18 protein-coding genes and 1 pseudogene are annotated in these 23,640 nt (G+C 47.1%); 7 read left to right on the top strand and 12 right to left on the bottom strand.

Features of this window, described 5'->3' with window-relative positions:
- Positions 1 to 2: 2 nt before the first annotated feature.
- Together WC7_RS08205 and WC7_RS08210 are read left to right on the top strand one after the other, a co-directional pair.
- Positions 3 to 410, top strand: coding sequence for a hypothetical protein (locus tag WC7_RS08205; RefSeq protein ID WP_016154111.1), 408 nt, complete (start codon positions 3 to 5; stop codon positions 408 to 410).
- A gap of 31 nt (positions 411 to 441) precedes the next feature.
- Positions 442 to 1,833, top strand: coding sequence for a DUF4832 domain-containing protein (locus tag WC7_RS08210; protein WP_016154110.1), 1,392 nt, complete (start codon positions 442 to 444; stop codon positions 1,831 to 1,833).
- Between the two features lie 40 nt (positions 1,834 to 1,873).
- On the opposite strand, the gene galE is transcribed toward WC7_RS08210, so the two are convergent.
- The 6 genes from galE to melR all read right to left on the bottom strand — a co-directional run bounded on the left by galE (position 1,874) and on the right by melR (position 8,783).
- A complete protein-coding gene (gene galE, locus WC7_RS08215; RefSeq protein ID WP_016154109.1) occupies positions 1,874 to 2,890 on the bottom strand; it encodes a UDP-glucose 4-epimerase GalE in 1,017 nt (338 codons plus the stop codon).
- A gap of 66 nt (positions 2,891 to 2,956) precedes the next feature.
- Positions 2,957 to 3,895 carry a glucosamine inositolphosphorylceramide transferase family protein gene (locus tag WC7_RS08220; RefSeq protein WP_016154108.1) on the bottom strand — a complete coding sequence of 313 codons (939 nt, stop codon included), beginning with the start codon at positions 3,893 to 3,895 and terminating at the stop codon, positions 2,957 to 2,959.
- A 208-nt stretch (positions 3,896 to 4,103) separates the two neighbouring features.
- On the bottom strand, positions 4,104 to 4,739 hold the full coding sequence (locus tag WC7_RS08225; protein WP_016154107.1) for a carbonic anhydrase: 636 nt from the start codon (positions 4,737 to 4,739) through the stop codon (positions 4,104 to 4,106).
- Positions 4,740 to 4,893: 154 nt separating this feature from the next.
- Positions 4,894 to 6,066, bottom strand: a complete 1,173-nt coding sequence (locus WC7_RS08230; protein ID WP_016154106.1) for a MalY/PatB family protein — start codon at positions 6,064 to 6,066, stop codon at positions 4,894 to 4,896.
- 124 nt (positions 6,067 to 6,190) lie between these two features.
- Positions 6,191 to 7,651 carry a Na+/H+ antiporter NhaC gene (gene nhaC / locus WC7_RS08235; protein ID WP_016154105.1) on the bottom strand — a complete coding sequence of 487 codons (1,461 nt, stop codon included), beginning with the start codon at positions 7,649 to 7,651 and terminating at the stop codon, positions 6,191 to 6,193.
- A gap of 193 nt (positions 7,652 to 7,844) precedes the next feature.
- Positions 7,845 to 8,783: a transcriptional regulator MelR gene (gene melR, locus WC7_RS08240; protein ID WP_016154104.1), complete on the bottom strand. Its 939-nt coding sequence runs from the start codon at positions 8,781 to 8,783 to the stop codon at positions 7,845 to 7,847.
- Positions 8,784 to 9,092: 309 nt separating this feature from the next.
- On the opposite strand from melR, the gene WC7_RS08245 reads away from it, so the two are divergent.
- The 3 genes and pseudogenes from WC7_RS08245 (at position 9,093) to WC7_RS08250 (ending at position 14,084) form a co-directional block, all read left to right on the top strand.
- A complete protein-coding gene (locus tag WC7_RS08245; RefSeq protein WP_016154103.1) occupies positions 9,093 to 9,593 on the top strand; it encodes an anti-virulence regulator CigR family protein in 501 nt (166 codons plus the stop codon).
- Positions 9,594 to 10,223: 630 nt separating this feature from the next.
- Positions 10,224 to 10,837, top strand: a pseudogene (evgA, locus tag WC7_RS0124630) (acid-sensing system DNA-binding response regulator EvgA).
- A gap of 4 nt (positions 10,838 to 10,841) precedes the next feature.
- Positions 10,842 to 14,084 carry an ATP-binding protein gene (locus WC7_RS08250; protein ID WP_016154100.1) on the top strand — a complete coding sequence of 1,081 codons (3,243 nt, stop codon included), beginning with the start codon at positions 10,842 to 10,844 and terminating at the stop codon, positions 14,082 to 14,084.
- Positions 14,085 to 14,158: 74 nt separating this feature from the next.
- On the opposite strand, the gene WC7_RS08255 is transcribed toward WC7_RS08250, so the two are convergent.
- Complete coding sequence (locus tag WC7_RS08255) at positions 14,159 to 14,785, bottom strand: YfdX family protein (protein ID WP_016154099.1); 627 nt, start codon at positions 14,783 to 14,785, stop codon at positions 14,159 to 14,161.
- A 280-nt stretch (positions 14,786 to 15,065) separates the two neighbouring features.
- Here WC7_RS08255 and WC7_RS08260 point away from each other — a divergent pair, with 280 nt between their 5' ends.
- Entirely contained in the window at positions 15,066 to 15,662 is a 597-nt protein-coding gene (locus WC7_RS08260; protein WP_016154098.1) for a DUF308 domain-containing protein, read from the top strand.
- Positions 15,662 to 16,009 carry an HdeA/HdeB family chaperone gene (locus tag WC7_RS08265; RefSeq protein ID WP_016154097.1) on the top strand — a complete coding sequence of 116 codons (348 nt, stop codon included), beginning with the start codon at positions 15,662 to 15,664 and terminating at the stop codon, positions 16,007 to 16,009. Before WC7_RS08260 ends, WC7_RS08265 begins: the two co-directional genes overlap by 1 nt.
- A gap of 361 nt (positions 16,010 to 16,370) precedes the next feature.
- Here WC7_RS08265 and WC7_RS08270 read toward each other — a convergent pair whose 3' ends face one another.
- The 5 genes from WC7_RS08270 to WC7_RS08290 form a co-directional block, all read right to left on the bottom strand.
- Positions 16,371 to 19,487 carry an efflux RND transporter permease subunit gene (locus WC7_RS08270; RefSeq protein WP_016154096.1) on the bottom strand — a complete coding sequence of 1,039 codons (3,117 nt, stop codon included), beginning with the start codon at positions 19,485 to 19,487 and terminating at the stop codon, positions 16,371 to 16,373.
- 28 nt (positions 19,488 to 19,515) lie between these two features.
- Positions 19,516 to 20,673 carry an efflux RND transporter periplasmic adaptor subunit gene (locus WC7_RS08275; RefSeq protein ID WP_016154095.1) on the bottom strand — a complete coding sequence of 386 codons (1,158 nt, stop codon included), beginning with the start codon at positions 20,671 to 20,673 and terminating at the stop codon, positions 19,516 to 19,518.
- 278 nt (positions 20,674 to 20,951) lie between these two features.
- Entirely contained in the window at positions 20,952 to 21,518 is a 567-nt protein-coding gene (locus WC7_RS08280; protein ID WP_016154094.1) for a Slp family lipoprotein, read from the bottom strand.
- A gap of 269 nt (positions 21,519 to 21,787) precedes the next feature.
- A complete protein-coding gene (locus WC7_RS08285; RefSeq protein ID WP_016154093.1) occupies positions 21,788 to 22,300 on the bottom strand; it encodes a hypothetical protein in 513 nt (170 codons plus the stop codon).
- A complete protein-coding gene (locus tag WC7_RS08290) occupies positions 22,290 to 23,060 on the bottom strand; it encodes a winged helix-turn-helix domain-containing protein (RefSeq protein ID WP_016154092.1) in 771 nt (256 codons plus the stop codon). The genes WC7_RS08285 and WC7_RS08290 overlap by 11 nt, the downstream gene beginning before the upstream one ends.
- Positions 23,061 to 23,640 lie beyond the last annotated feature (580 nt).

The following is a 23,640-nucleotide window of genomic DNA, read 5'->3' as shown; positions in this document are numbered from 1 at the left end:
TTTTGACCAGTCCTCAAAATCGTCCTCCCGTCATCGAACGATTTTATGCTCATCTTGACGAGCCGATTGCGCAAGGGTTGACCCCTGAACAAAAAGAAGGGGTAGAAAAAGCGATCCTGGCTTCGACTCTGACTTCGCGGCATCAGATCGATATTCGCCGAAGCTTTCCCTTTTTCAGTAAACGCTATTATCTGGTTTTTTTGTTTGGCAGAGACTTGCGTCGGCAGCATCGTCAGGAATCGACCCTGTCGAGAATATTGCTCACTTTCTTGTTGCTGATTGCCGTGTTGTTCGTTACCTGCTGCGTATTGCTGACGCTGTATATGATCAAATCAGCATTAGGTATTGATGTGTTTCAAAATTTTCATGTGGGTATATGGGACTGGTGGTTAAGTCTGAAAAACCGCTAGCGTAAACAAACCTGTGGAGGGCGTCACTGCGATGAAGTGTAAATGGGTTTCTGCGCTGTTGTTGATGTCCTTTCCGTTGGCGGTTATGTCCGCATTAACGACCGTAACCCCCAAAGCATTAACGGGCCCGCTAACCAATCCGGGGATTGGCGTGGCAAGTTTCCATCAGGGGTACGGTGAAACGCTGGGTTTGGCGGATTATCCCAATACCGGATTTGAATACGAGCGATTTTACTGGCGAGAGCTGGAGCCTGTTGAAGGTCAGTATAATTTTGCGCTGGTGGATGATGCCTTCAAATACGCGGCAGCGCATCGTCCCGCGATGAATGTCGGGCTGCGCTTTATGGTGCTTGCCGATCCGGGGGATGGCACCAAAATTCCCGATTGGCTGATTAAAAAAGGCGTGAAAGGCCGCTGGACGCCCGATAATAAAACATTTATTCCGGATTTAAGCGACCCGCTGTTTATTGAGTACAGCCAGCGTCTGCTGAACGCATTCGGAAAACGCTACGACGGTAATGAGAATCTCGCTTTTGTGGATATCGGCATGGTGGGGGCCTGGGGTGAATGGCATAACAGTAATTTCCCTGATCTGAAACCACTGTTGGAGCAGTACACCACCGCGCAGTTAGACCGCTACGTCGCAATGCACTTTTCTGCCTTCCCTTCGACGCCGAAAATAATGTTGATGAGCGGTGGGCAAAGCCTGGCGAATGCGGTGGCGCGAGGGGCTGGATGGCGGGCGGATTGCTGGGGTGACCTGCGCGTATTTTCGGACTCCTGGAGCCATATGGCCGATGATTACCCGCAGCGATTACTGGCAGCACAGCAGAGCTATTCGGGGTTTAACGATGCCTGGAAACGTGCGCCGGTCAGTCTGGAAATCTGTTCATATATGCAGGACTGGAAGAACACCTTCCACTATACGCGTGCCGAAGTGCAGGGCATTTTTGACTGGGCGGTCAAGCAGCACGCCAGCACGATCAACCTGAAATCGAGAGCGATACCCAGCGATTATCGACCGATTGTTGATGATGCGCTGACCAAACTGGGCTATCGGTTTCGCTTAGCGTCTCTGAGCCATGAGTCCGTGTGGGACGGCGGACAAACGTTGAGGTTGAACAGTACCTGGTATAACGAAGGTATCGCACCGATTTATCTGCCCTACACGCTGGCATTTCGTGTGGTGGATAGCGCCAATCAGGTGGTGGCGCAGGGGAATACGGCGGATGATATACGACGTTGGCTCCCGGGCGTTTATCAGGTTAGCTACGCATTGCCCATGCCGGGCCGACTGGCGAAAGGGCAATACGCCATTGAGGTTTCGATGCTGGATAAATCCGGGGCGGCAAGAATTAACTTTGCCAACGAAGGAAAGCAGAGCAGCGGCTGGTATCGCGTATCAACGATAACGGCACACTAGCCCGTCACTGCAACGAGCCTGAGGTTCGTTGCCGGGTACATCAGATGTTATAACCATTCGGGTTGTTTTTTTGCCAGTTCCAGGTGTCACGCATCATTTCATCAAGGTTATAGATGGCCTTCCAGCCCAACTCTTTGTATGCCAGTGACGGGTCAGACCAACATTCGGCAATGTCGCCGGGCCTTCTGTCGACAAATTGATAGCTTATTTTTTTCTGCGCCGCTTTTTCAAACGCCTCAATCAGATTAATCACGGAATAACCGACCCCGGTACCGAGATTAATCACCTTGTAGGCAGCGCCTTTGTTCTGGCTATCCAGCGCGGCTAAATGGCCGGTCGCCAAATCCATGACGTGGATATAATCACGAACGCCGGTGCCGTCGGGGGTTGGATAGTCATTACCGTACACCGACACGGTTTTCAGCTTACCAATCGCAACCTGGGAGATGTACGGCACCAGGTTATTGGGGATACCGTTGGGATCCTCACCAATTCGACCCGATGGATGGGCGCCTACCGGGTTGAAATAGCGCAGGCAGGTAATGCGGAAATCGGGCTGCGCGCGGGAGAAATCGGCCAGAATCTGTTCGACCATTAATTTAGAGGTACCGTACGGATTGGTGGTTCCCCCCGTACGCGATTGCTCGCTCAGCGGCACGCTTTCCGGATTACCGTATACCGTAGCAGATGAGCTAAAAATGAATCGATTAACGCCTGCGGCCAGCATCTCATCCAGTAAAACCAGCGTTCCAGTGACGTTATTTTCGTAGTAAGCAAGGGGTTCTTTTATCGACTCGGAAACCGATTTGAGGCCCGCAAAATGAATGACATCGGTGATGTTATGGTTGGCGAAAATGTTTTTTAATGCCTGCCTGTCGAGAACATCAGCGATATAGACAATGGGTTCCCTTCCTGTGAGTTCCGCGACCCTGTCCAGCGAGATTCGGCTGGCGTTTGCCAGATTATCGATGACAACGACATCATCGCCTCTTTCCAGTAGCGTTAAAACAGTATGTGAACCAATATAACCTGCACCACCAGTGACAAGAATAGCCATACAGACTCCAGAAAAATGCTAAAAACCCGAGCGATTTTCCAGCAATGCACCCAAGGATCCAATGGATCAGTTATTTTGCCGGGAAAGGTATACGTTTCTATATTTAATCATACACTTATATGATATTTTTTTAAAGATTGCCAACAGACTGAACTTATTTATTTTTGTATCATAGGCAATATAATTACTTGAGAAATTTAGCGTGTGAACGCCGTCACTGTGGTTGATCGACGAATTGATTTGTTCGATCAGATTCTCATCAAAATTAGCGTCATTCAGTGTGACTAATTCTTTGATGTAGATAGATTTTCCATATGTTTCAGGTGTGCATTCCTGGGTTAAGAAATACATTTTGTTATCGACAAGATAAGGCGCACCTGCTCCCCGATGATGATGATTGCTCACCTTCAATGCAGGAGTAATTCTCTGCCACTGTCCGTGGAGATGCTCGGCCGAATGAATAATTATTTTATTATCCATGGTGGTCGACATAAGATAGCAGGTCTCATTCATTGAAAGAAAAATGTTATCTGTCACTTCGGTGTCAGAGATTAGAACTTTAATTTTCTTCCAGCGCGTAGGAAACTCTACTGACTGAAACAGTATCACTTCTTTTCTTTCTGATGATTCAGGAATCATGAAGAGCTGATCGTTGATATTAATCAGGAAAGGAAATGACAAATGACACATCAGGTCGTCAAAACCTTCAAGTTTCACGTCATCAATTTCAACCAGTTCACGATCAAGAATACGGCATCGGAGCGTGCCTTTCGAGTTGCGAAAGCTAAAAGCTTCATAAAAAACAAACAGTTTATCATCTTTTTCAATAAGAAAAGGATCGGCCTGAAACGTATATTTCTTTTTTAACTGCTGTGCAGCGGATTTACTTAATATATCCAGTGTATTATTCGGGAATAAGTGTGTACCATGATCCTTAATAATCATGATATCCCACGACTCATGATAGAATAACATATTTATTATTCTTTTTATTTTTGCTTGCATTCGCACTCGCTCCTTTTTATCGCCTGCATCATGTATGAACAGCTATTTGCGGCTCAGTTCATGAGACCTGTCGCAACGTTGTATGAATGTGCGAAAACTGATGTGAGAACACCAGTGGCTATTTTAAAACTAGTCGCAAGCATGTTTTTTGTCTATAGCACAAAAGTAGGTAAAAGTTCTCCAGAGCATCCTTGCTCCAGTGGACGATTTACTCGAAATGCACCTGCGGGTTATCAGCAAGGGAGACGTAGGTTTTGCTGTTTTTATCCAGGGTACGGATTTCACCGCTTTCGATGTCATATACCCAGCCGTGCAGACGAAGCGCATTATTTCGCAGCCCAACCGCGACGCAAGGATGCGTTTTAATATTATTGAGCTGTGCGATAACGTTTTCTTCCACCATGGCGTTAACCTTATCGATTGGGTTATCCCAGGTTTTCTTCTCAACCACGGCTTTCGCGGCATCGGCATAGTGCAACCAGTGAGCCACAGCGGGCATCGGATCCAGAGGCTGGCTATCGGCAATGGCTTTCATCGCGCCGCAGTTGGAGTGTCCGCAGATGACGATATCCGTCACGCCAAGTGCGACAACCGCGTATTCAATCGTAGCAGATACGCCACCGGGTTCCGGTCCAAAAGACGGAACGATATTACCGGCGTTGCGGATAACGAAAAGCTGTCCGGGCTCTTGCTGAGTAACGAGTTCTGGCACCAGGCGGCTATCGGAACAGGAGATGAAAAGTGCTTTAGGATTCTGGCTGGATGCCAGGCTGCGAAAGAGTTCCTTACGTTGAGGGAAAATCTCTTTTTGGAAGTTGAGGAAGCCCTCAATGATATGTTGCATAGCAGTGTCTCTTTTCTCTGTTTAAGCAGGTTATGATGAAGATCACACTTTCCAGTTTAACACCAGCCGACAGAACGGAAAAACTTTATAGCAGTTCTGCAACATCTTTGTATAGTTTTGCCCCACCGTGGCGGGGCAAAGAGTGTGATGCGCGCTACGCGTTCTGTCGTTTTTGGTACGCCGCTTTCAGTTGGTTCATCGCTTCTACCAGTACCGAGCGCGGGCACCCAACGTTGAGTCTCATGTGACCCTCTCCGCCGGGGCCATATTGCGCGCCTGGTGACAGACCCAGTTTTGCGTCCTGCACAAAAAATGCGCTTAGCTGTTCATCGCTAAGATTCATTTTTTCCGCGTTCAGAAACAGAAGATACGATGCGCCGCCATACACAATGGAGATTAAGGGACAGTGCTTTTCAATTTCACTTTTAACAAACGCCACATTGTCGGCCAGGTAGGCTAATAATTTTTGGTGCCAGTCGCCACAATGGGTAAAGGCGCTGTAAATGGCCGCCTGCTGTAATGAATGTGTCTCGGCAAGGTAGCAGTTATCCAGGAAACCATAGAACTGATGGCGTAATTCATCATTTTTAATAATGGCAATTCCGCCCTGGATCGCCGCCGTGTTGAAGGTTTTACTGATTGAGGTCAGCACGATTGACTGGCTCCCTGTCGCTTCGTCTAAAGTAAAAAACGGCAGATGGCGCTTGCCTGGCAGGGTTAAATCACTATGCACTTCATCTGAGAGAATAATGACGCCAGCTTGCTGACAATAGTGACTTACTTTTTCCAGCGTTTCCCGCGACCACACCATACCGCCCGGATTATGCGGCGAAGGGAAAAGAAACATTTTGCACTGCTTGAGTTTTTCGCTGAAATCATACCAGTCAAATTCGTAATGACCATCTTTCTCAATGAGGCGCGTTTGAATCAAATTCCTGCCGCTGGTTTTTACCAGATTAGGGTAGGGGTCATATATTGGCGTACAGGTTAAAATATTATCACCTGGTCGGGTAAACACCATCAGAGAGAGCACGATAGTTTTTATGACGCCGGGAATAAAATGCAACCAGTGTGGCTTTATGTCGACATCATACTGTTGCGCATACCAATGAATAACGGACTCTTTCCATTGCGGATAATCCAGGTTGTAGCCTTGTACTGGCTGCGATACCACTGAACGCAGTGTGCTCATGATTGGCTCTGGCGTCACAAAATCCATATCTGCAATCCACAGCGGTAATACATCGGTGGTGCCGTACATCTGTTGTAATTGACCGTATTTACGGCAATTAACATCCCTTATGACAATATCATCAAACAAAGACATTGCTGACTCCTGGACAGTCTCTGAAAAATAGTTTAAGCAACGCAACAGTGAAGAATATTTCTGTATATCTAATCGATATATTAAATTTACCCTGGTGGTAGCCAATATTTAGCTATTTATTAACCTATGATTTTTGCTCAACCATATGCTCTGTAGCTTCATTTGGTTCATATTTAGCAATGCCAATACCGGTGGCAGCCCACAGCAGGGCAAAGATGATGCCGCTGTAGCAGAGGATTGCCCATGGCAAATAATCAAGCGTCGCCACGCCCAGCATCGTGGCGCAATAAACGCCTGAGGCAGACCAGGGGATAATCGGTTCGACAACGGTTCCGGCATCTTCGGTAGTACGCGAGAGGTTCTTTGTCGCAAGCCCTCGTTTTTTATATTCTTCTTTAAAGGCATCGCCGCACAGCAGCAGTGGCAAGGTTCCATTTGCCGTACAGGCACAGATGGTAAACGTCGTCACAATCGTGGTGGCCACCAGGCGGAATGTGGATTTAACGCCTTTCGTGAGCGCGTTTATCACGGTGTGCAAAGAGCCTGTCGCACTCATTGCGCCGGCAAAGCTGAAGGCGCTGAAGACGGTGACGAAGCTGCTAAACATTGAAATGGCGCCGCCTCGTTCCAGTAAGCGCGAAACATCTGATGACAGTGTTGGCAGGTTATCTCCGGTGAGCATCGCGAGCTTAAAGCCGCTAACCACGGATTCGCCAACCGATGATGCGGTAAATTGCTGAAAGGCTAATGCCAGAATCATCGAGACTATTGTGGATAAAAAGAGCATCGGGATTGGCGGTCTTTTTGACAGTGAGCCATACAAAACGATGATCGGTGGCAACAGTAGCAGAATGTTAAAGTGATAAATCTGGCCGATAGCGTTCATCAAGTTGGTGATATTGGCTGGCGCGCTGGATGAGGCATCAATGCCCATGCCCATATAGCTGTATACGACGCAGCAAATAATAAATCCCGGGCCGGTGGTCCACAGCAGATGGCCGATATGCGAGTACAGGTTTACACCGGCAGCCAGCGCCGCCATGTTGGTTGAGTCAGAAACCGGAGAAAGCTTATCACCAAACCAGCAGCCGGAGACAATAGCGCCAGCAGCAATGGGCAGCGAAACATTCAGACCAATCGCTACGCCAATCATGGCGATCCCGACGGTTCCGATAGATCCCCAGGAGGTGCCGGTACAGACTGAGATCAGCGCTCCCAGCATAAATGCTGAAATATAGAAATACTGCGGGTTAATCCACTTCAGACCATAATAAATCATCATTGGAATAGTGCCTGACACCATCCATGCGCCAATTAAGAAACCGATACTGGCGACGATTAATATGACAGGAAGCGCTTCAGATATTTTATTGCAAATAGATTGTAGAATGTCATCCCATGTGTAGCCGTGAGCGATGGCGATAAACGAGGCGGTTGCGGTTCCCATGAGGATCATGGGTTCAGCACGAATATTGAAGATAAAATATCCGATGCTAATGCCACCCAGCATGACTATCATGGGTAAAACTGACCAAAAGAAAGACAATGGCTTTCTGTTGTTGGCGGTGCAGCTATTTAATTCCATAATTCCATCCCAATCGTTAATGGTTGAACACGTCAAATAAATACCTGCTACAGGTCACCCATAACTGAGTAACATAGTTGCCAGAGTTCATGTCTGAACCCTATTTTATTAACTGCTGCAGATTATCTATTTTGACCTGCTATTCTGACGCTTATATTTTGGTAGTAAGGTAAGAGTGAGTTTGACGAATAAATTACCCCTCGGCATAAGGTGAATGATTTCGGCGCTGTTGGCTCAGTTTGCGATACTGCTGCGGCGGCATGCCGACGTATTTATGAAATGAGCTATAAAAACGGCTGCTGGATCGGAAACCTGCAATTGTAGCGATATCCAGAATTGTTTTATCCGTATCGCTGAGCAAAGCCCGCACATGGTTGATGCGCATTGCGGTAATATACTGTTTCATGGTTAGTTGCATCACGCGATGAAAAATGCCCATCGCATAATTTGGGTTGAGCTTAACGTGTTCGGCAATAGCATCGACCGTAAGCTGTTTGTCGCAGTTTGCGGCAATAAACTCCAGCATCTGGCTGACGTAAAACTGTGAATGCCGTGAAATACTGTTTTTCTGGGTGCGCGATGTTTTGTTACCCAGCACTGGCCGCCAGCCAGCGAGGCTAAATCGCTTGAGCATCAGGGCAATCTCATCAATGGCTAATTGACGAATTTGCTCATTGTCGCTGTTGAGTTCACTCTGCCAGCGCTGCACTTCAAAAGCGCTCAGCTGCTGCGAGGCAAGCGACGTAATCACCATCCCATGCGTCACGTGGTTAATCAGTTCCCTGTCCAGCGGCCAGGACAAAAACAGATGCATCGGTAAGTTGAAGATGGCCATCTGTTTACAGTGCCCGGCATCCGTCAGTTGATGGGGTGTGCAGGCCCAGAACAGCGTGATAAAGCCCTGTTTGCTTTTCACCACTTCGTCATTGAAAAGGTACTCCACATCGCCATCAAACGGCACATTCACTTCAACCTGACCGTGCCAGTGGCTGTAGGTCATGGCCAGCGGAGCCCGCAGCTCGACGTCCATCCGCTGATACTCTGAGTAGAGCGCCAGCGGACTTCGCGACTTTTTTTCATAGCTGCGACACATATGTGGGTCGAGCGGCAGCTGCGGGGTACTTTTTGCCATTATGGGTGGGTTCCTGAATAGTGAATCTGACCATGGGTAGCGCCAAAGCATGAACATAGCTTAACCGAAAAAAAACGCCGTTTTCTCTCCATTTTCGCGAAGTTATTCCCAAAAACTCAGATCCTGTGCCTGTCGCTTGCCGATCTGAGTTAACGGGAATGGCGGTTTTTAATTTAAAAAACGGTCAATCAAAGCTGCTCGCTTTGCAAAGCGACAGCGTTTTTCTGTCAATAAATCGGATTCATAGCGATAGCCAATATTCACGCAATACCATACATTTTGTATGTATCCATATCTTAAGGAATCATCATGTCCAGGCTCCGTACTTTAGCAACGGCTTTAGTTGCCGTTGCCGCGATGTCGATGTGCGCTATCCCCGTTTCGGCTAACCCCGGTAATGGCAACGGAAATGGTAATAGCGGTAACCATGGTAATAGTGGGAATAAGGGTAATAGCAGTCATAGCCAGAAAGGAAACCCAGGCCCAAAAAACAACTCGCAATCGGAACAGCGTAAAAATTATGGCAAGCCGGACCATGTTGATAGTGATATTAGCTATAACGTGGCCAGGCAATATGCCGTCAGATATGGTTTGACGGGATATAAGTCACTGCCTCCGGGCATCGCCAAAAATCTGGCGCGAGGAAAACCACTTCCTCCGGGGATCGCTAAGAAAAGTGTCCCATCCTCGATGCTGAATCAACTGCCGTATTACCCAGGTTATGAATGGCAGGTTGTTGGCGACAATCTGGTGTTGATTGCACTGAGCACGGCAATTGTCACCGCGGTTATCAATGGTGTGTTTGATTAAGTATCCCTGTACTTAACCACCACAAGCCCGCGCTACGCGCAATACCGTTCAGTTAAGCATGTATGGAGAACATGTGATTCTTGCTCAGATAAATTTAAACCCCAGCGTAAAACGTTGTATGTCGTGACCTCCGTTATTGCCGCGGGTTTCCTGTACCTGACCTTCAGTGTGAGCAGTGCAGATATGGCGGTGATTTATCAGTGTATTTCAGCCCTGTTCATGTTCTTCACCATGGATCTTTTTCTCCAGATTTGACCTGGTATAAAAATGATTCTTAGATAGCTATTCTGCATATACACCTTTGTCGTTGTGATGAAAACTCCCCCTGGTTATATGACCCCGGCCATTAAGAATGAATCATAATAAATGAGGGATTTATCCTACGCATGTAGGAATATTCCTTTTGGTTGTGTTAATGGTTTGATATTTAGATAGGCTCAAGGTTTAAAATTTGTAAAATACAGTGTTGCATTTATGCCTTATTCTTCGTTTTTATAAAAAACTAATAAATATACGTGTGAATGTGTTAGGATTTACCTGATAACGCCTTATTTTTATAAATTATAATGCTTAAGGCTCACCTGCTCGATAGCCATCGCCTCTCTTTATTTATCGGGATTCTTATACGCAATGAACGCGATAATCGTTGATGATCACCCATTAGCTCGCATAGCCATCCGCAACTTACTCGATACTAATGGTATTACCGTAACCACCGAGCTCGACAGCGGAGAGCATGTGGTCCAAACCGTTGAAAAAACTAAGCCGGAGCTACTGATTATTGATGTGGATATTCCGGGCATCAGCGGCATCGAAGTGCTGGAGCAACTGCGAAAGCGGCACTATGCTGGTGTAATCATTATCATTTCAGCCAAAAATGAATTTTTTACGGCAAACGTAGCGCCGAATACGGTGCCAATGGATTTGTGAGTAAAAAAGAGGGTATGAATAATATTCTTGCCGCAATCGAAGCTGCAAAAAATGGGTATAGCTATTTTCCCTTTTCCCTTGAGCATTTTACTGGCTCATCTGTCAGCGAACAGGATAAGCTTGATACGTTGTCGACCCAGGAAATGAGAGTGTTGCGTTATATTCTTAACGGTATGGATTACAGCACTATTGCCAGCAAAATGAACATCAGTAATAAAACGGTAAGCACCTATAAAAGCCGTTTGATGGAGAAGTTAGATTGCTCGACATTAATGGAAATTTATGATTATGCGCAAAGAAATAAAATAGGATAGAGTAATGCTGGAACGCTTGTTTATTTTTTTGATGGTCATATTTACCATCGGGTTTTCTACGGGTGTAAGCTCAGCCCGGCAAGTTGAGCTAAAAAGTAACTATAATACCTCAGTACAACATATCGGCTTGAACAGGGAAGAAACAAACTGGTTAGCGCATAAAAAAACCTTGGTTGTTGGCACCTGGTTACCGGAAGTCTCCCCCATTGTTTATCAAAATAGCGGTGAATATTATCGGGGCGTCAACGCGGATTATCTTGCGCTAATGCAAAAGAATCTCAATATAAAAATTGTTATAAAGCAGTATGATAATGAGCAAGAAGCGCTGACCGCACTTGCCAGTAACGATGTAGATACATTGATAACTCAGCTGTCCCGGCGACAAGATGTCGGCGGCCATTTATTGCGCACTTCGGCATTACTGACGACGTGGCCAACGCTTGTGACCTCGCTAAAAAACACCATGCTGCCGCTGACCTCGGAGCATCAGGTTAGCGTCGCGTGTGTGCGAGATTGTCCTTTTCTTGATGTTATCCAGGATGCTTTTCCTGAAGCTAAAGTCTCATTTTACGACGACGAGTATCAGGCCATGGCATCGGTAGTGAACGGTGATAACCAATATTATATTGGGAACAATATCACCAGCAGTCATTGTGTCTCCCGATATTTTTCGCAATCACTGGTTATTACGCACTACTTTGATAAACAAGAGCAATATAATTATTTTGTGGTGAAGGACGACCAGCCGGTATTAAGAAATATTCTTGATGGTTTCATTACGTCAATCAGTAATGAAATTCATATGCAGGTCATGCAGAACTGGCTGAACCGCGGTAACCTTGCTTTTCTGAATGCGCCTATTCCTTTTACCGATCAGGAAAAAGCGTGGCTGAAGAAGAAACATACTATTCGCATTCTTATCAATCCAGATTATCCGCCTTACACGCTTGTCGATCGCAGCGGTGAGTTACGTGGAATTCTTGGCGATTTGCTGAATATTATTCATCTGCAAACGGGGATTGATTTTGAGCCTGTTTTGGCCAACACCAAAAGTGAACAGACCAAACAAATAAGCGGCGAACGATGGGATATGTATCCCACTATCACCCTGACAAATCAAAATCAGCACAATTCGACCTTTAGCGATCCGCTGATGAATGTGGCGTTTGTGATTATCACTTCCCGCGATGAAACGGCCGACTCGTTACTGAATACACCGATCCGTATTGCGTTGCCCGCCGGACATGTTTTGGAAAGTGACCTGAAACAACGCTACCCGCAGGCCACCTGGGTGGATGCTGATACTGGCAGCGTCGCGATGACTATGCTCAGGGATGGCAAGGTTGACGCGGCAATTGCTACCGAATTGTCAGCAAGGTTCATGGTCGATCATGACTACCAGAAAAACATGCACTTTTTTAGGCTACCAGATATGCCAGGTGCGTCGGTGAGCTTTGCGATTTCTCCCCACGAGCCCATGTTGAAGTCCGTAATGGATAAAGCGCTGCAGGCGATACCGCCGCGTGAGATTTTGCAGATGACGGAGAAGTGGTCGAAAATTTCTAATACGCAGGTCGATCTCTGGAGTCGGTATAGCAAACAGTTCTATCAACTGGTGGTGTTTGCGCTGTTGCTGATAGCAATTAGCCTGATCTGGGGGATCTCACTCTCCCGTGAGGTAAATAAAAGAAAACAATCGCAGCGGCAGCTGGAAGAGCAGCTTCATCTCAAAGAGGCATTATCTCAAGAACTGGAAACTGAAAAAAATAAAGCGATTGAAGCAACCAAGGCCAAAAGTCGCTTTCTTGCGAGCATGAGCCATGAATTACGTACCCCTGTCAGCTCGATTGTGGGCTTTCTGGAATTACTGTCGAGCTCAGAACTCAGCCCGGCACAACGAAAAGAGGCGATTGCTCTTACCGCAGCGACAGCCCAGTCATTGCTTGGGCTGATCGGCAAGATTCTGGACGTTGATAAGATTGAGTCTGGTAAATATCAGGTTGTTCCTCAATGGACGGATCTCTCGCAGCTCATTGAATTGCAGTGTCACTCTTTTGATGCCTTAGCCAGACAGAAAGGCGTTACGCTTGCATGCGTAAGCCAGTTGCCGGCAAACGAGAGGGTGTTTGTCGATCAACAAGCTTTGCGGCAAATTCTCACCAACCTGGTGGGCAATGCGCTGAAGTTTACCGAGCAGGGTAGCATTCATGTGACAGCCCGTTTAACACCTGACGGGGAGAATCACGGTACCCTGACCATCGCCATTAGCGATACCGGTTGCGGGATTAGCGAAGAGGAGCAGGCCGGGCTGTTTCGTCGCTACGCTCAGGGGCGCTGTGGGCGTCAACAAACGGGGTCTGGTCTGGGATTATTTATCTGCAAAGAGCTGGTGACGCTGATGGGCGGTACGCTGGAGCTGATGAGCGTACCGGCGCAAGGAACCACGTTTACCATAACGCTGCCGGTTGAGACTGCCCGCCAGTCAATTGTACCGGATAGCAACACACCGGGGGCGCTGTTGCCGCTGCCGTGTCTGTCTATTTTGATAGCAGATGACAACCCGACCAATCGCCTGTTGCTTAAGCGACAGTTGAACGCCATTGGTTACAGCGTGGATGAAGCGTGTGATGGTGAGGAAGCCGAAGCCAAACTGGCTAAAAAATCATACGACCTGTTGATAACCGATGTGAATATGCCGAAGAAGGACGGGTTTGATCTTGCGGCTTCGTTACGTCGTCAGCAGCCTCATTTACAAATATGGGGACTGACGGCCAGCGCGCTCCCACAGTCACGTGACAGGTGTCTGCAAAACGGCATGAATTTGTGTCTGTTTAAGCCCGTGTCGATTCAGACACTGACGCATGAATTAAGCAAAATCGAAACCGGTTATTCGTCTCCTTGTGCAATCCGGCATCTGAAATTCAATGTCTTGACGGAAAATACTGGCGGCGATCGCGCATTAATGAACGAGATACTCGAAACATTCCGCGAGGCAACGTTTAGCGATTTACAGGCGGCCGAGAAAGCCGTTGAGCAAGACGAACCCCAGCTGTTTTTGCGAGCCCTTCACCGGTTGCATGGTTCGGCGCAAATTCTGGGCATTACTGCTCTTCAGACGCTATGCGAACCTTTTGAATCGATGCGACATGACGATCTTCCTCTGGCAGTACGCCAGGAAGCATTACAGAAGATTGTTGCCGTCATGCGGGAAATTGAGATTGAGATTAACAGTTTGATTAGCCATTAACCCCCCTGATCGGGTTGCCGTAGCAACCCGATCAGGAGAGAAAGTCCTGGTTCAACACTCCGTAGTGCTGAGTATTACTGGCCTGCGCCCAGCATCTCGCTATCGATCACAATGCCTTCTTCAGCACCTTTTAACACAAGGTTTGCTTCATAGTATTTACCTGAAGACAGCAGTTTTTGAGCGCTGGCAACGGCTTTACGCGTCTGATTCAGGGGCATCAGGTATTGGGTCTGAAGCACGCTGATACCCGCCAGTTGCAAGGTATCCACAGCACCTTTCCAGTCGCCTTTAGCCATTTTGCCATTCGCTGTATTGATAGCAGATTCTTTAGCTGGGGTGGCAATATAGTCTTCTGACAGCGCAATCGTAGCGTTAATAATCACGTACTGATCGTCAATCATCTTGGCTTTAGGCGCAGCTTTTACAAATTTCGCCCAGTCGTGGCTGTCACCCGCAAGCAGGGAAGCGGCGTCATCGGTTAATTTTTTAGCACTGTCAGGCTGTCCATGAAACAGGGCCAGACGGGCAAGCTGAATATCACGCATCGCGTTTGCACCTTGTACTGCGACCTGCATAATATCGGCAGCTTCTTTTTGTACATTGGCGGTAGCAGTTTGTGCCGGCGTGGTAGTGGTAGCTGCCAGTACCGGGGCTGAGCCCATCATGGTTGCAAGCAGACCTGCAAGAATAATCTTTTTCATTACTTTCTCCTGAATAAATTTGGTATATCTCACCAAACGAAATAAGCATATTAAATAACTTCGAAGAGTGGAATCAGAGCCAGGATAGAATAATGAGCGTTTAATCTTACAGGTGTCAGACGTCTGACGCGTGTAGGATTATGCGGATAATGACATTCCTTTATTCTTATATACGAATTCGGAGTGAAAGTCTTATCATTCCATTGTAAGTGATATGTATTAAGTGAATATTACTCTTTTATTAGTAGGTTACATTGCGTTTCTATGTAACGGAGGATGTATGTTTGTTTTTAATCAGCGTAGCCTGAAAGCATTTAATGAAAAAACACTATTTCATTATAAAAGACACGCCACAATCATGGCCGTGCTGTTGTTGGTTTGCGGCATCTGCTGCTTAATCTATCCAATCGCTGCAGGTGTTTACTTAAGCTATGCAACAGGTTTTATGTTCCTGGTGTGCGGCTTCTATTCTATTTACAGCCTGTTTTCCTCGAGTAAAAAGCAGTTGAAAGCCAAATTTACCTATGCCTTTTTTGCTATCGCATGGTTGCTGCTGGGATACTGTTTCCTCGAAAATCCTGTGATAGGTATGAATTCATTGGCAATGGTTTTTTGCTGCCTGTTTATTCTTGGCGGGATTTTTCGTGTTGCTTCCGGCGTCAAAATGTTCCGCAGTCCGGGCTATGGATGGAATATTTTTATCGGTATTTTTGACCTGCTTATTGCAGCCGTGTGGCTGAATATGGATCCCGACCGTTCTTATGTATTTACCTCCATCTTTATAGGCGTTGAGATGATCTTTAGTTCTTTGGCTTTTATCAGTCTGCGCAGAAATGCGTCGTTGGTACAAACTGAAAAACGCGCCGATAAAAATTAATGCTACTTCTGGAGCGCATTGTGAATATTAAATTGATTGTCTCTGCAGCTATTCTTATGACCTCTGTTATGGCGCCGATGAGCCGTGCTTTTGCTACACAGGCAACGGAAGCGGCGCCACAAGATATGACCTGTAAAGAATTCGTTGATATGAGTGGGCAATACATGACGGCAATTGCCTTTGTGATTGTTAATAAAAATTCGGACTTTAAAGGCGATGATTATGTTCCCCTGCATGAGGTGGAAACTGTCGCTGTACCGAAGATGATTAAAATGTGTCATCGACACCCTGATACTAAATTGGGCGAGCTGGCCGTAAATCTGAAGGGTTCCGGTCTGCACTATTGATTACCCGTTTTGATAGCCTGGCATGAGTCAGAATTGACAACCTCTGTACCTACCTTAGTTGTTACCCTACAAGAAAAAATCCCCGTAATGTTTACCCTGCTATCCACGAGAAATTCGCTGGATAGCAGGGCCCGCTAACAACCGTAGACCTGATAAGCGAAGCGCCACCGGGCATTGATTACCCGCAGAGCAGAGGGACTCAAGTGTGGTGGAGAATGCCACTCTTAACGTAGTCACAGTATCGTCGCTGTAATGAAATGAAGAACTTAAGGTGAACGGAACCCTTTCTCTGAGAGAGCATTGAGAATCCCTGGGATTTAATAAACTTATCCCAGGGATAATCACGTACGAGGGCAGGGAATCAGCGCCGTGTTTTGAATCGCGCCAGCATGTTTTCTACGAGAACAAAGAACAGCGGAACAAAGTAGATCGCCAGCACTGTTGCGGCCAGCATCCCACCAATAACACCCGTACCGACGGCATTTTGCGCGCCAGAGCCCGCGCCGTTGCTTATTGCCAGAGGGATAACCCCTAAGATAAAGGCCAGTGACGTCATCAAAATAGGGCGTAAGCGCATTTGCGCGGCCTCTACTGCGGCTTCAAGCGGCGTTTTTCCTTCCTTTTGCATGATCTCGACGGCGAACTCGACGATCAGAATGGCGTTTTTAGCCGAGAGCCCCATGGTGGTGAGCAGGCCTACCTGGAAGTAAACATCATTGCTCAGGCCGCGCAAGTCGGTCGCCAGCAAAGCGCCGACCACCCCGATTGGCACAACCAGCATTACCGAGAACGGTATCGACCAGCTTTCATACAGTGCCGCCAGTGCCAGAAACACGACGATCAGCGAAATGCCGTACAGCATTGGTGCCTGGTTTGTGGACAGCGCCTCCTGATAAGACAGACCGGTCCAGGCATAGCCGACGCCCGCAGGCAGTTTATTTATCAGCGATGCCATAAATTTCATCGCATCGCCGCTGCTTTTCCCTTCGACCGGCTGGCCCAGAATTTCCATTGCAGGCTGACCGTTGTAGCGTTCAAGGCGGGGAGAACCGTAGGTCCATTCGGTGGATGAGTAGGCCGAAAGCGGCGTCATAGCGCCGGAGGCATTACGTACGTACCAGTGATTGATATTATCCGGCAACATACGGAACGGCGTATCGGCCTGGACATACACTTTTTTAACGCGTCCCTGATTCAGGAAATCATTGACATAGCGACTACCGAACGCCGTGGAGATGGTCTGATTGATATCCGATAATGCAACGCCCATGGCTTCTGCCTTCGTGGCGTTAACATGAATGCGGAACATCGGTGTATCTTCCAGACCATTCGGGCGCACCCCGTCGACCTCACCGGACGACTGGTTGGCCAGCGCCAGAAGCTCGTTTCGGGCCTGCATCATTTTTTCATGCCCAAGGTTACCGTTATCCAGCAGCTCCATGTCAAAACCTGAAGCCGTTCCCAGTTCTGCAACAGCGGGTAAATTAAACGGATAAACGACGGCATTATTGATGGTGCTTAAGGCCATCATCGCCCGTCGAATAATGGCGGTAACTGAGTTTTCTTCACCAACGCGTTCTGACCACGGTTTCAGGCTGATAAACGCCAGACCGTTGTTTTGCCCCTGGCCGCTGAAACCAAATCCGCCTACGGTGAAAACCGAAGCGACATTTTTCTGTTCTTTCGTCAGGTAGTAATCCGTTATTTCCCCGAGCACTTTGCTGGTGTTCACCATCGTTGAGCCCGAAGGCAATTGCGCGGTGGTCATGAATACCCCCTGGTCTTCTTCAGGCAAAAAGGAGGTCGGGGTACGTAGAAACAGCACAATCATGCCCGCGCCAATCACTAAGTACACGACCATATAACGGCCTGTGCAACGTAGCAGTTTACGGGTGCTATCCGTGTAGTGCTGAGTACATTTCTCCATAAAGTGATTGAAACGGGTAAACAGAAAATGTGTGTTTGCTTTTTCTCCCTCGTGGGATTTCAACAGCATGGCGCAGAGTGCTGGCGTCAGGCTCATCGCCACAAACACCGACAGCAGCATAGAGGAGATTAAGGTGATAGAAAACTGACGGAAAATTTCACCGGTTGCTCCGCTCATAAATGCCATCGGCATAAATACGGCGGATAACACAACGGCAATACCGACCAGCGCTCTTTGCAACTGGCCCATCGCTTTATGGGTCGCCGCTTTTGGTGACAGGTGTTCTTCGGCAATAATGCGTTCTACGTTCTCAACCACCACGATGGCATCATCGACTAACAACCCTATCGCCAGCACCATGCCAAACATCGTGAGCGTATTAATCGAAAAACCCGCGACGTCGAGTATCGCAAAGGTGCCAAGGATAACTACCGGAACGGCGATTGTGGGGATAAGCGTCGCGCGGAAACTTTGCAAAAACAGATACATGACGAGGAATACCAGAATGATTGCCTCGATCAAAGTATGAAAAACCCCCTGAATCGAAATTTCGATAAACGGAGTGGTGTCATAGGGATAAACGGTTTTCATGCTGGCCGGAAACCAGGCCGATAATCTGTTCAGCTCCTGTTTGACTGCCTGGGATGTTTCCAGGGCATTCGCGCCAGCGGCAAGTTTAATTGCAATCCCGGCGGCGGGTTTGCCGTTGTAACGTGCAACCGTTGCATAATTTTCCGCACCCAGCTCAATTCGCGCGACATCGCGCAGCAGAACCTGGGAGCCATCTTGCTGAACTTTAAGGAAGATCTTGCCAAATTCATCGGTAGTTTGCAGGCGCGTCTGGACGATTATCGACGCATTTAGCTGCTGATCGGCTGACTGAGGCATACCTCCCAACTGCCCACCCGATATCTGATTGTTTTGAACTTTGAGCTGGGTAATGACGTCCTGAGGTGTGAGGTTATACTTGTCGAGCTTTTGCGGATCCAGCCAGATACGCATGGCGTATTGCGAACCGAATAACTGTACGCTCCCCACCCCGGCAGTGCGGCTTATTGGGTCTTTAATGTTCGAGGCCACATAGTCGGCAATATCATATTGGCTCAGGCTGTTATTATCAGAGATAAAGCCGGCGACCATCAAAATATTGCTGCTGGATTTATCAACACTGATCCCTTGCTGCTGTACTTCCTGCGGTAAAGAAGGCATCGCCAGCTGCAGTTTATTCTGTACCTGAACCTGCGCAATATCGGGTGACGTGCCCGTTTTGAAGGTCAGGATAATCGACGCATTACCTGCCGCATCGCTGGTGGATGACATATACATCAGGCCATCAAGACCATTCATGTTCTGTTCAATCACCTGAGTCACGGAGTCTTCAACGGTCTTTGCGTCTGCCCCTGGGTAGGCAGCGCTGATGGTAATGGTTGGGGGAGCAATTTGTGGATACTGGGCGATTGGCAGGTTCATTATCGCGATACCGCCCGTAAACATCATGATAATGGCGAGCACCCAGGCGAAAACCGGGCGCTCAATAAAAAAGTTGGCCATGAAGAAAGTGTCCTTAATACCTGAAATATTACTGTTCAGTTCCCGCGTCAGGAGTGGTCAGTTTTGAAGGGAGGACCCGGGCTTTGATTCCCGGACGAATTCTTTGTAATCCGGACACAATGACCCGATCGCCGGGGCGTAATCCTGCGGTCACCAGCCATTGATTGCCAACGGCCTTCACGGCGTTTATTTCGCGCAGTTGCACCACGTTTTGCTGGTCAAGGATCAGCGCGGTGGCTTTTCCTTGTTCGTTATGCGTAATCCCTTGTTGGGGGACCATCAAAACGTTCTGCTGGCTGCCTTCGTCCAGCAACGCCGTGACATACATGCCGGGTAAAATTTCACCTTCAGGATTGGGGAACACGGCGCGCAAAGTCACCGATCCGGTGGTCTCATCGACGGCGGGATCAGAAAACTCAAGCGTACCGGTATGGCGATAGGGTTTGCCGTTTTCCAGCATCAGCTCAACTGGAATTTTGCCTTGTTGCTGGGCAATTTTGCCGTTGGCTTTCTCTTCTTTCAGGCGTAAGAAATCTTGTACTGACTGTGTTAAATCAACATAAATCGGATCCAGCCGCTGAACGGTGACCAGCGCGTTTTCCTGATTTGCGGTGACCAGGGCACCCACGGTTACGGAGGATTTACCGCTGATGCCATCAATCGGTGAGGTGACATTAGCGTAACGAAGGTTGATGGTGGCCTGCTCAAGATCCGCTTTTGCGACGGCGACATTGGCTTCTGCTTCATTAAGCTGTGAGCGTGTCGTGTCGTAGTCCTGGCGGCTGACGTAATTGGATTTTATTAACGCTGACTGCCGATTTAATGTCAGACGCACATTATTGGCCGTCGCCAGTGCCTTTGCCAGCGCGCCTTTGGCTGAATCCAGTCGTGCCTGCAGCGGGGCTGGATCAATTTGATACAGTGACTCTCCTTTGCTGACTTTATCACCTTCAATAAAGTTGCGTTTTATGATGATCCCACCAACCTGAGGGCGGATTTCGGCGATCTCGAATGAAACCGCGCGACCTGGAAGTTCACTTTTAATATTCACTGAAGAGGGCGCTAAGGTAACAACGCCGACCTCGGGCTCCATCGTGGTGGTTTTTACTGCAGGTTTATTATCGCAGGCGGTGATGATGACGCTACTAAAAAATAATGGTATCAACAGTAAGCATTTTCTGTTCATAGTAATCCCTGAATAAATCGTAAACACCAATGTTCTTTTATTACACGCAGGGTGGGAGAGTTATCGGTAAATAACAAAAGATGCTCAGGCATGAGATGGCTAAAGCCCATTTTTTCGCTCAAGTGTTAGCGGGTAAAATTATATGTAACAGGAAGAATGCGTGCTAAGCGAAGGATCTCATAAAGCAGGATGGCGCAATAAGGTTAACGCGGGGTGATGTGGTGGGCGTTTGTCAGTACCCGACTCCGGTATATATTCGCGCCATCTTACTACAGAGATTATTTCACTAGCTCCGGAGTTACCTGAGTTACTGTATTAGCGTAATAGGGGGCTCCCCACATGGGTTCAGGCCAGAACGCGCCATAGCCGTAATCCCACATATTATAGGTGGTGTTGACTGACTCCGTTAAATGCCAAACCTGAATACCTTGTAAATCAACTTTAACAAAATTGTACGGGACTTTGTTGATGAATCCTGGTTCATCTCCTTGAATTGTCCCCAAAATAGTAACGAAATGGTTTCTGTAGTTTACCGGATCGAGAAAACCTTTCTGCTGGGCAAGAATACGCCCCTGATAGCTCGCGTCTATTTGCGGTTTAGCATAGTTGTTCAGTGGCAGAACGGCGATTTCCAGTAATGTATCCGTTTTGGTGTTAATCACATTGATGACTTTACCCCCAAAGCGGGCCTGCTGACCGGTATATAATCCCGGTTGGTTATGCACGGAGATAAAGTTTTTTTGTATATCTGGTTGATTATTACCTTTGATATTCTCAGGAATTGAAGCGCATGACGCCAGGGTGAAAGCAAGGGCAACAATTATCAACCCTTTTGTTTTTTTCATTTTACTTTCCTGCTAAAAAAAATACAGGCCTATAGTAACCCTTTGCTCATTATTGTCAGCAAACGTGCCGTTGATTATCTAAAATTAATATTATTGTAGCTTATGGTAATAACAAGCTGTATTTTATCTGGTCGCTGGATAGGGCGAAAGTGTGTGGCGACAGGGAAAGCGATTTACTGTCGCCACACGTGGAGTCAGGTCTAATGCGTTACCGTGGCCCTGCTCTGGTTTAGCCCGGCGGGTAGGCAATCCTGGCTTACGGCTTATTACTACGATTTACTAACGCAGACGTTCGTTGGCGAAAAGGTATTGCCTAACAGGTAGGCATTATCAATTTTATATATTTGCGCACGCTTACTGGGTGTGAACGGGTCATAGATATTATGGATAAACATCTCATCCGACACGTTATCCAGACTGTGTTTACTCATTTTCACGTCTTGCAGAAAAACGACGCCTTTATCTTTTATCCGATAATTAAAACTGACGGAGCGTTGCAGGATAAGGCGATGTCCTGGGCGGTTGTCTGCCAGTGGGGTTGTGGTAATAATCCCTGAGAAATCAATGACGCCAGTGTTATCTGTTTGCAACTGGATCATCAGGCTACCATCGTATTTCCCACCCCCGGGCAGTTCGGGTAGTGAAAGTGTGGAGACGCAATGCACGCTTATTCCCTGATTGACTGGAATGAGGGTGATTCCATTCGCGCTTAACAAGGCGCTGACAGCGACCAGAACGGCCGCTCCTGCAAGTAATATCTTGGTTTTATATTTAGTATTCATGGATATAAAGGTCCTTGCATCCAGCAAACTTTGTTTTTTCTGCATTATTGAAAGTACAGCGGGATAAAAATATGCGACCTTTTTCGCCGTAGACGTACAGATCGTCAGGCTGGAAAATAAACAATGCGCCAGCCAGACACTTCAGGTGTAAATCAGCCATTTTTTTGGCTTTTTCAAGTTTCGCAGTTGCCACTTCTCGTGAGCTTTCAAAAACGGTATAGACCGGACAGAGGTCGATATTGCCAAGTTTATACAACTGCACGACGGGAAGGTGGTTTTGAGTGCTGTTAAACAATGTGTTGACTGGGTAAAGAAGCATGAATAATGAGACGCCCCCAGCTGCAAGCAGCATCATTTTTACGCGTTTTGACAGGGAAGGCGTGGCTTTTGCGGGAGTGAGGGACGCCGCGGAAACCAAAGGCGGTTCCTCTATGGTGGTTACCAATCCTTCAGCGATGAAAAAGCCGACCCGTGGTACGGTTTGAATGATCTCGTGTTCACAACCGAGCTCCTGTAATCCTTTACGAATCAAAGAAATATACTGGCTTAATGAGTTGTTTGAGGCTTGCAGACCATTTTTGTCCCAGACATTCGTAAACATCTCTTCTCTCGAGACTACTTTCCCTTCCTGCTCGAGGAGATAGGTGAAGATCCTGTTTGCGGTAATAGACAGGGTGAGTGAGTTGTCCGACGGACTCAGACTCGCCAAAACGCCATCATCAGTCCTAAATGTAACTTCATTGTTAATTAGATATTTCATTTTTTCATCATTAACAGGGTATTACGTAATTATAAACCATAGTGGTATTTCTTCTTCACTACAGTATCGTGAGAGGTGACAGGGCCGAGGCAGGAGGAGGGGGCATTTGAGCATTGTAAAATATCCCCTCTGGCATAAAAAACTATGAAATTGTTCATTTTAAGTATAAATACCTGCTTCACTCTGATTAAATTATAAGAGTGCTACTATTTTCAGATAGACCATTATAATCATTCGCCGGTTTGAGAACTGCGTAGTTCTGAGTCTCTGGTTGATTTACAAATTGTCAGTAACTTTAGTAAATGGCATTTTTTATAATGAGTAAACGAAAAGTTACTTAAGTAAAATAATCTAAAAATAGTATGGTATCAAGCGTCTTAAACAATAATTAGAAAGGCTTTGATATTTTTTACTTATTACATTCAACCCCTGGCGGTACAGATGCCGCGGAACTTGCTTATCGCGAGGTGTGTTTTCGACTGACTGAAATCCCTGTTTCTCGCAGTTATAATTTAAGTAACTCAAATGGGTTATGTTTTTCAATATAACCCATGCAATAAGATTTCTCTTATAAGTTGTT

The sequence above is a fragment of the Citrobacter sp. KTE151 genome, assembly GCF_000398845.1.
Lineage (GTDB): Bacteria > Pseudomonadota > Gammaproteobacteria > Enterobacterales > Enterobacteriaceae > Citrobacter > Citrobacter braakii.
Note: the sequence above shows the minus strand (reverse complement) of the source record. Positions and strands in the feature narration are given on the sequence as shown.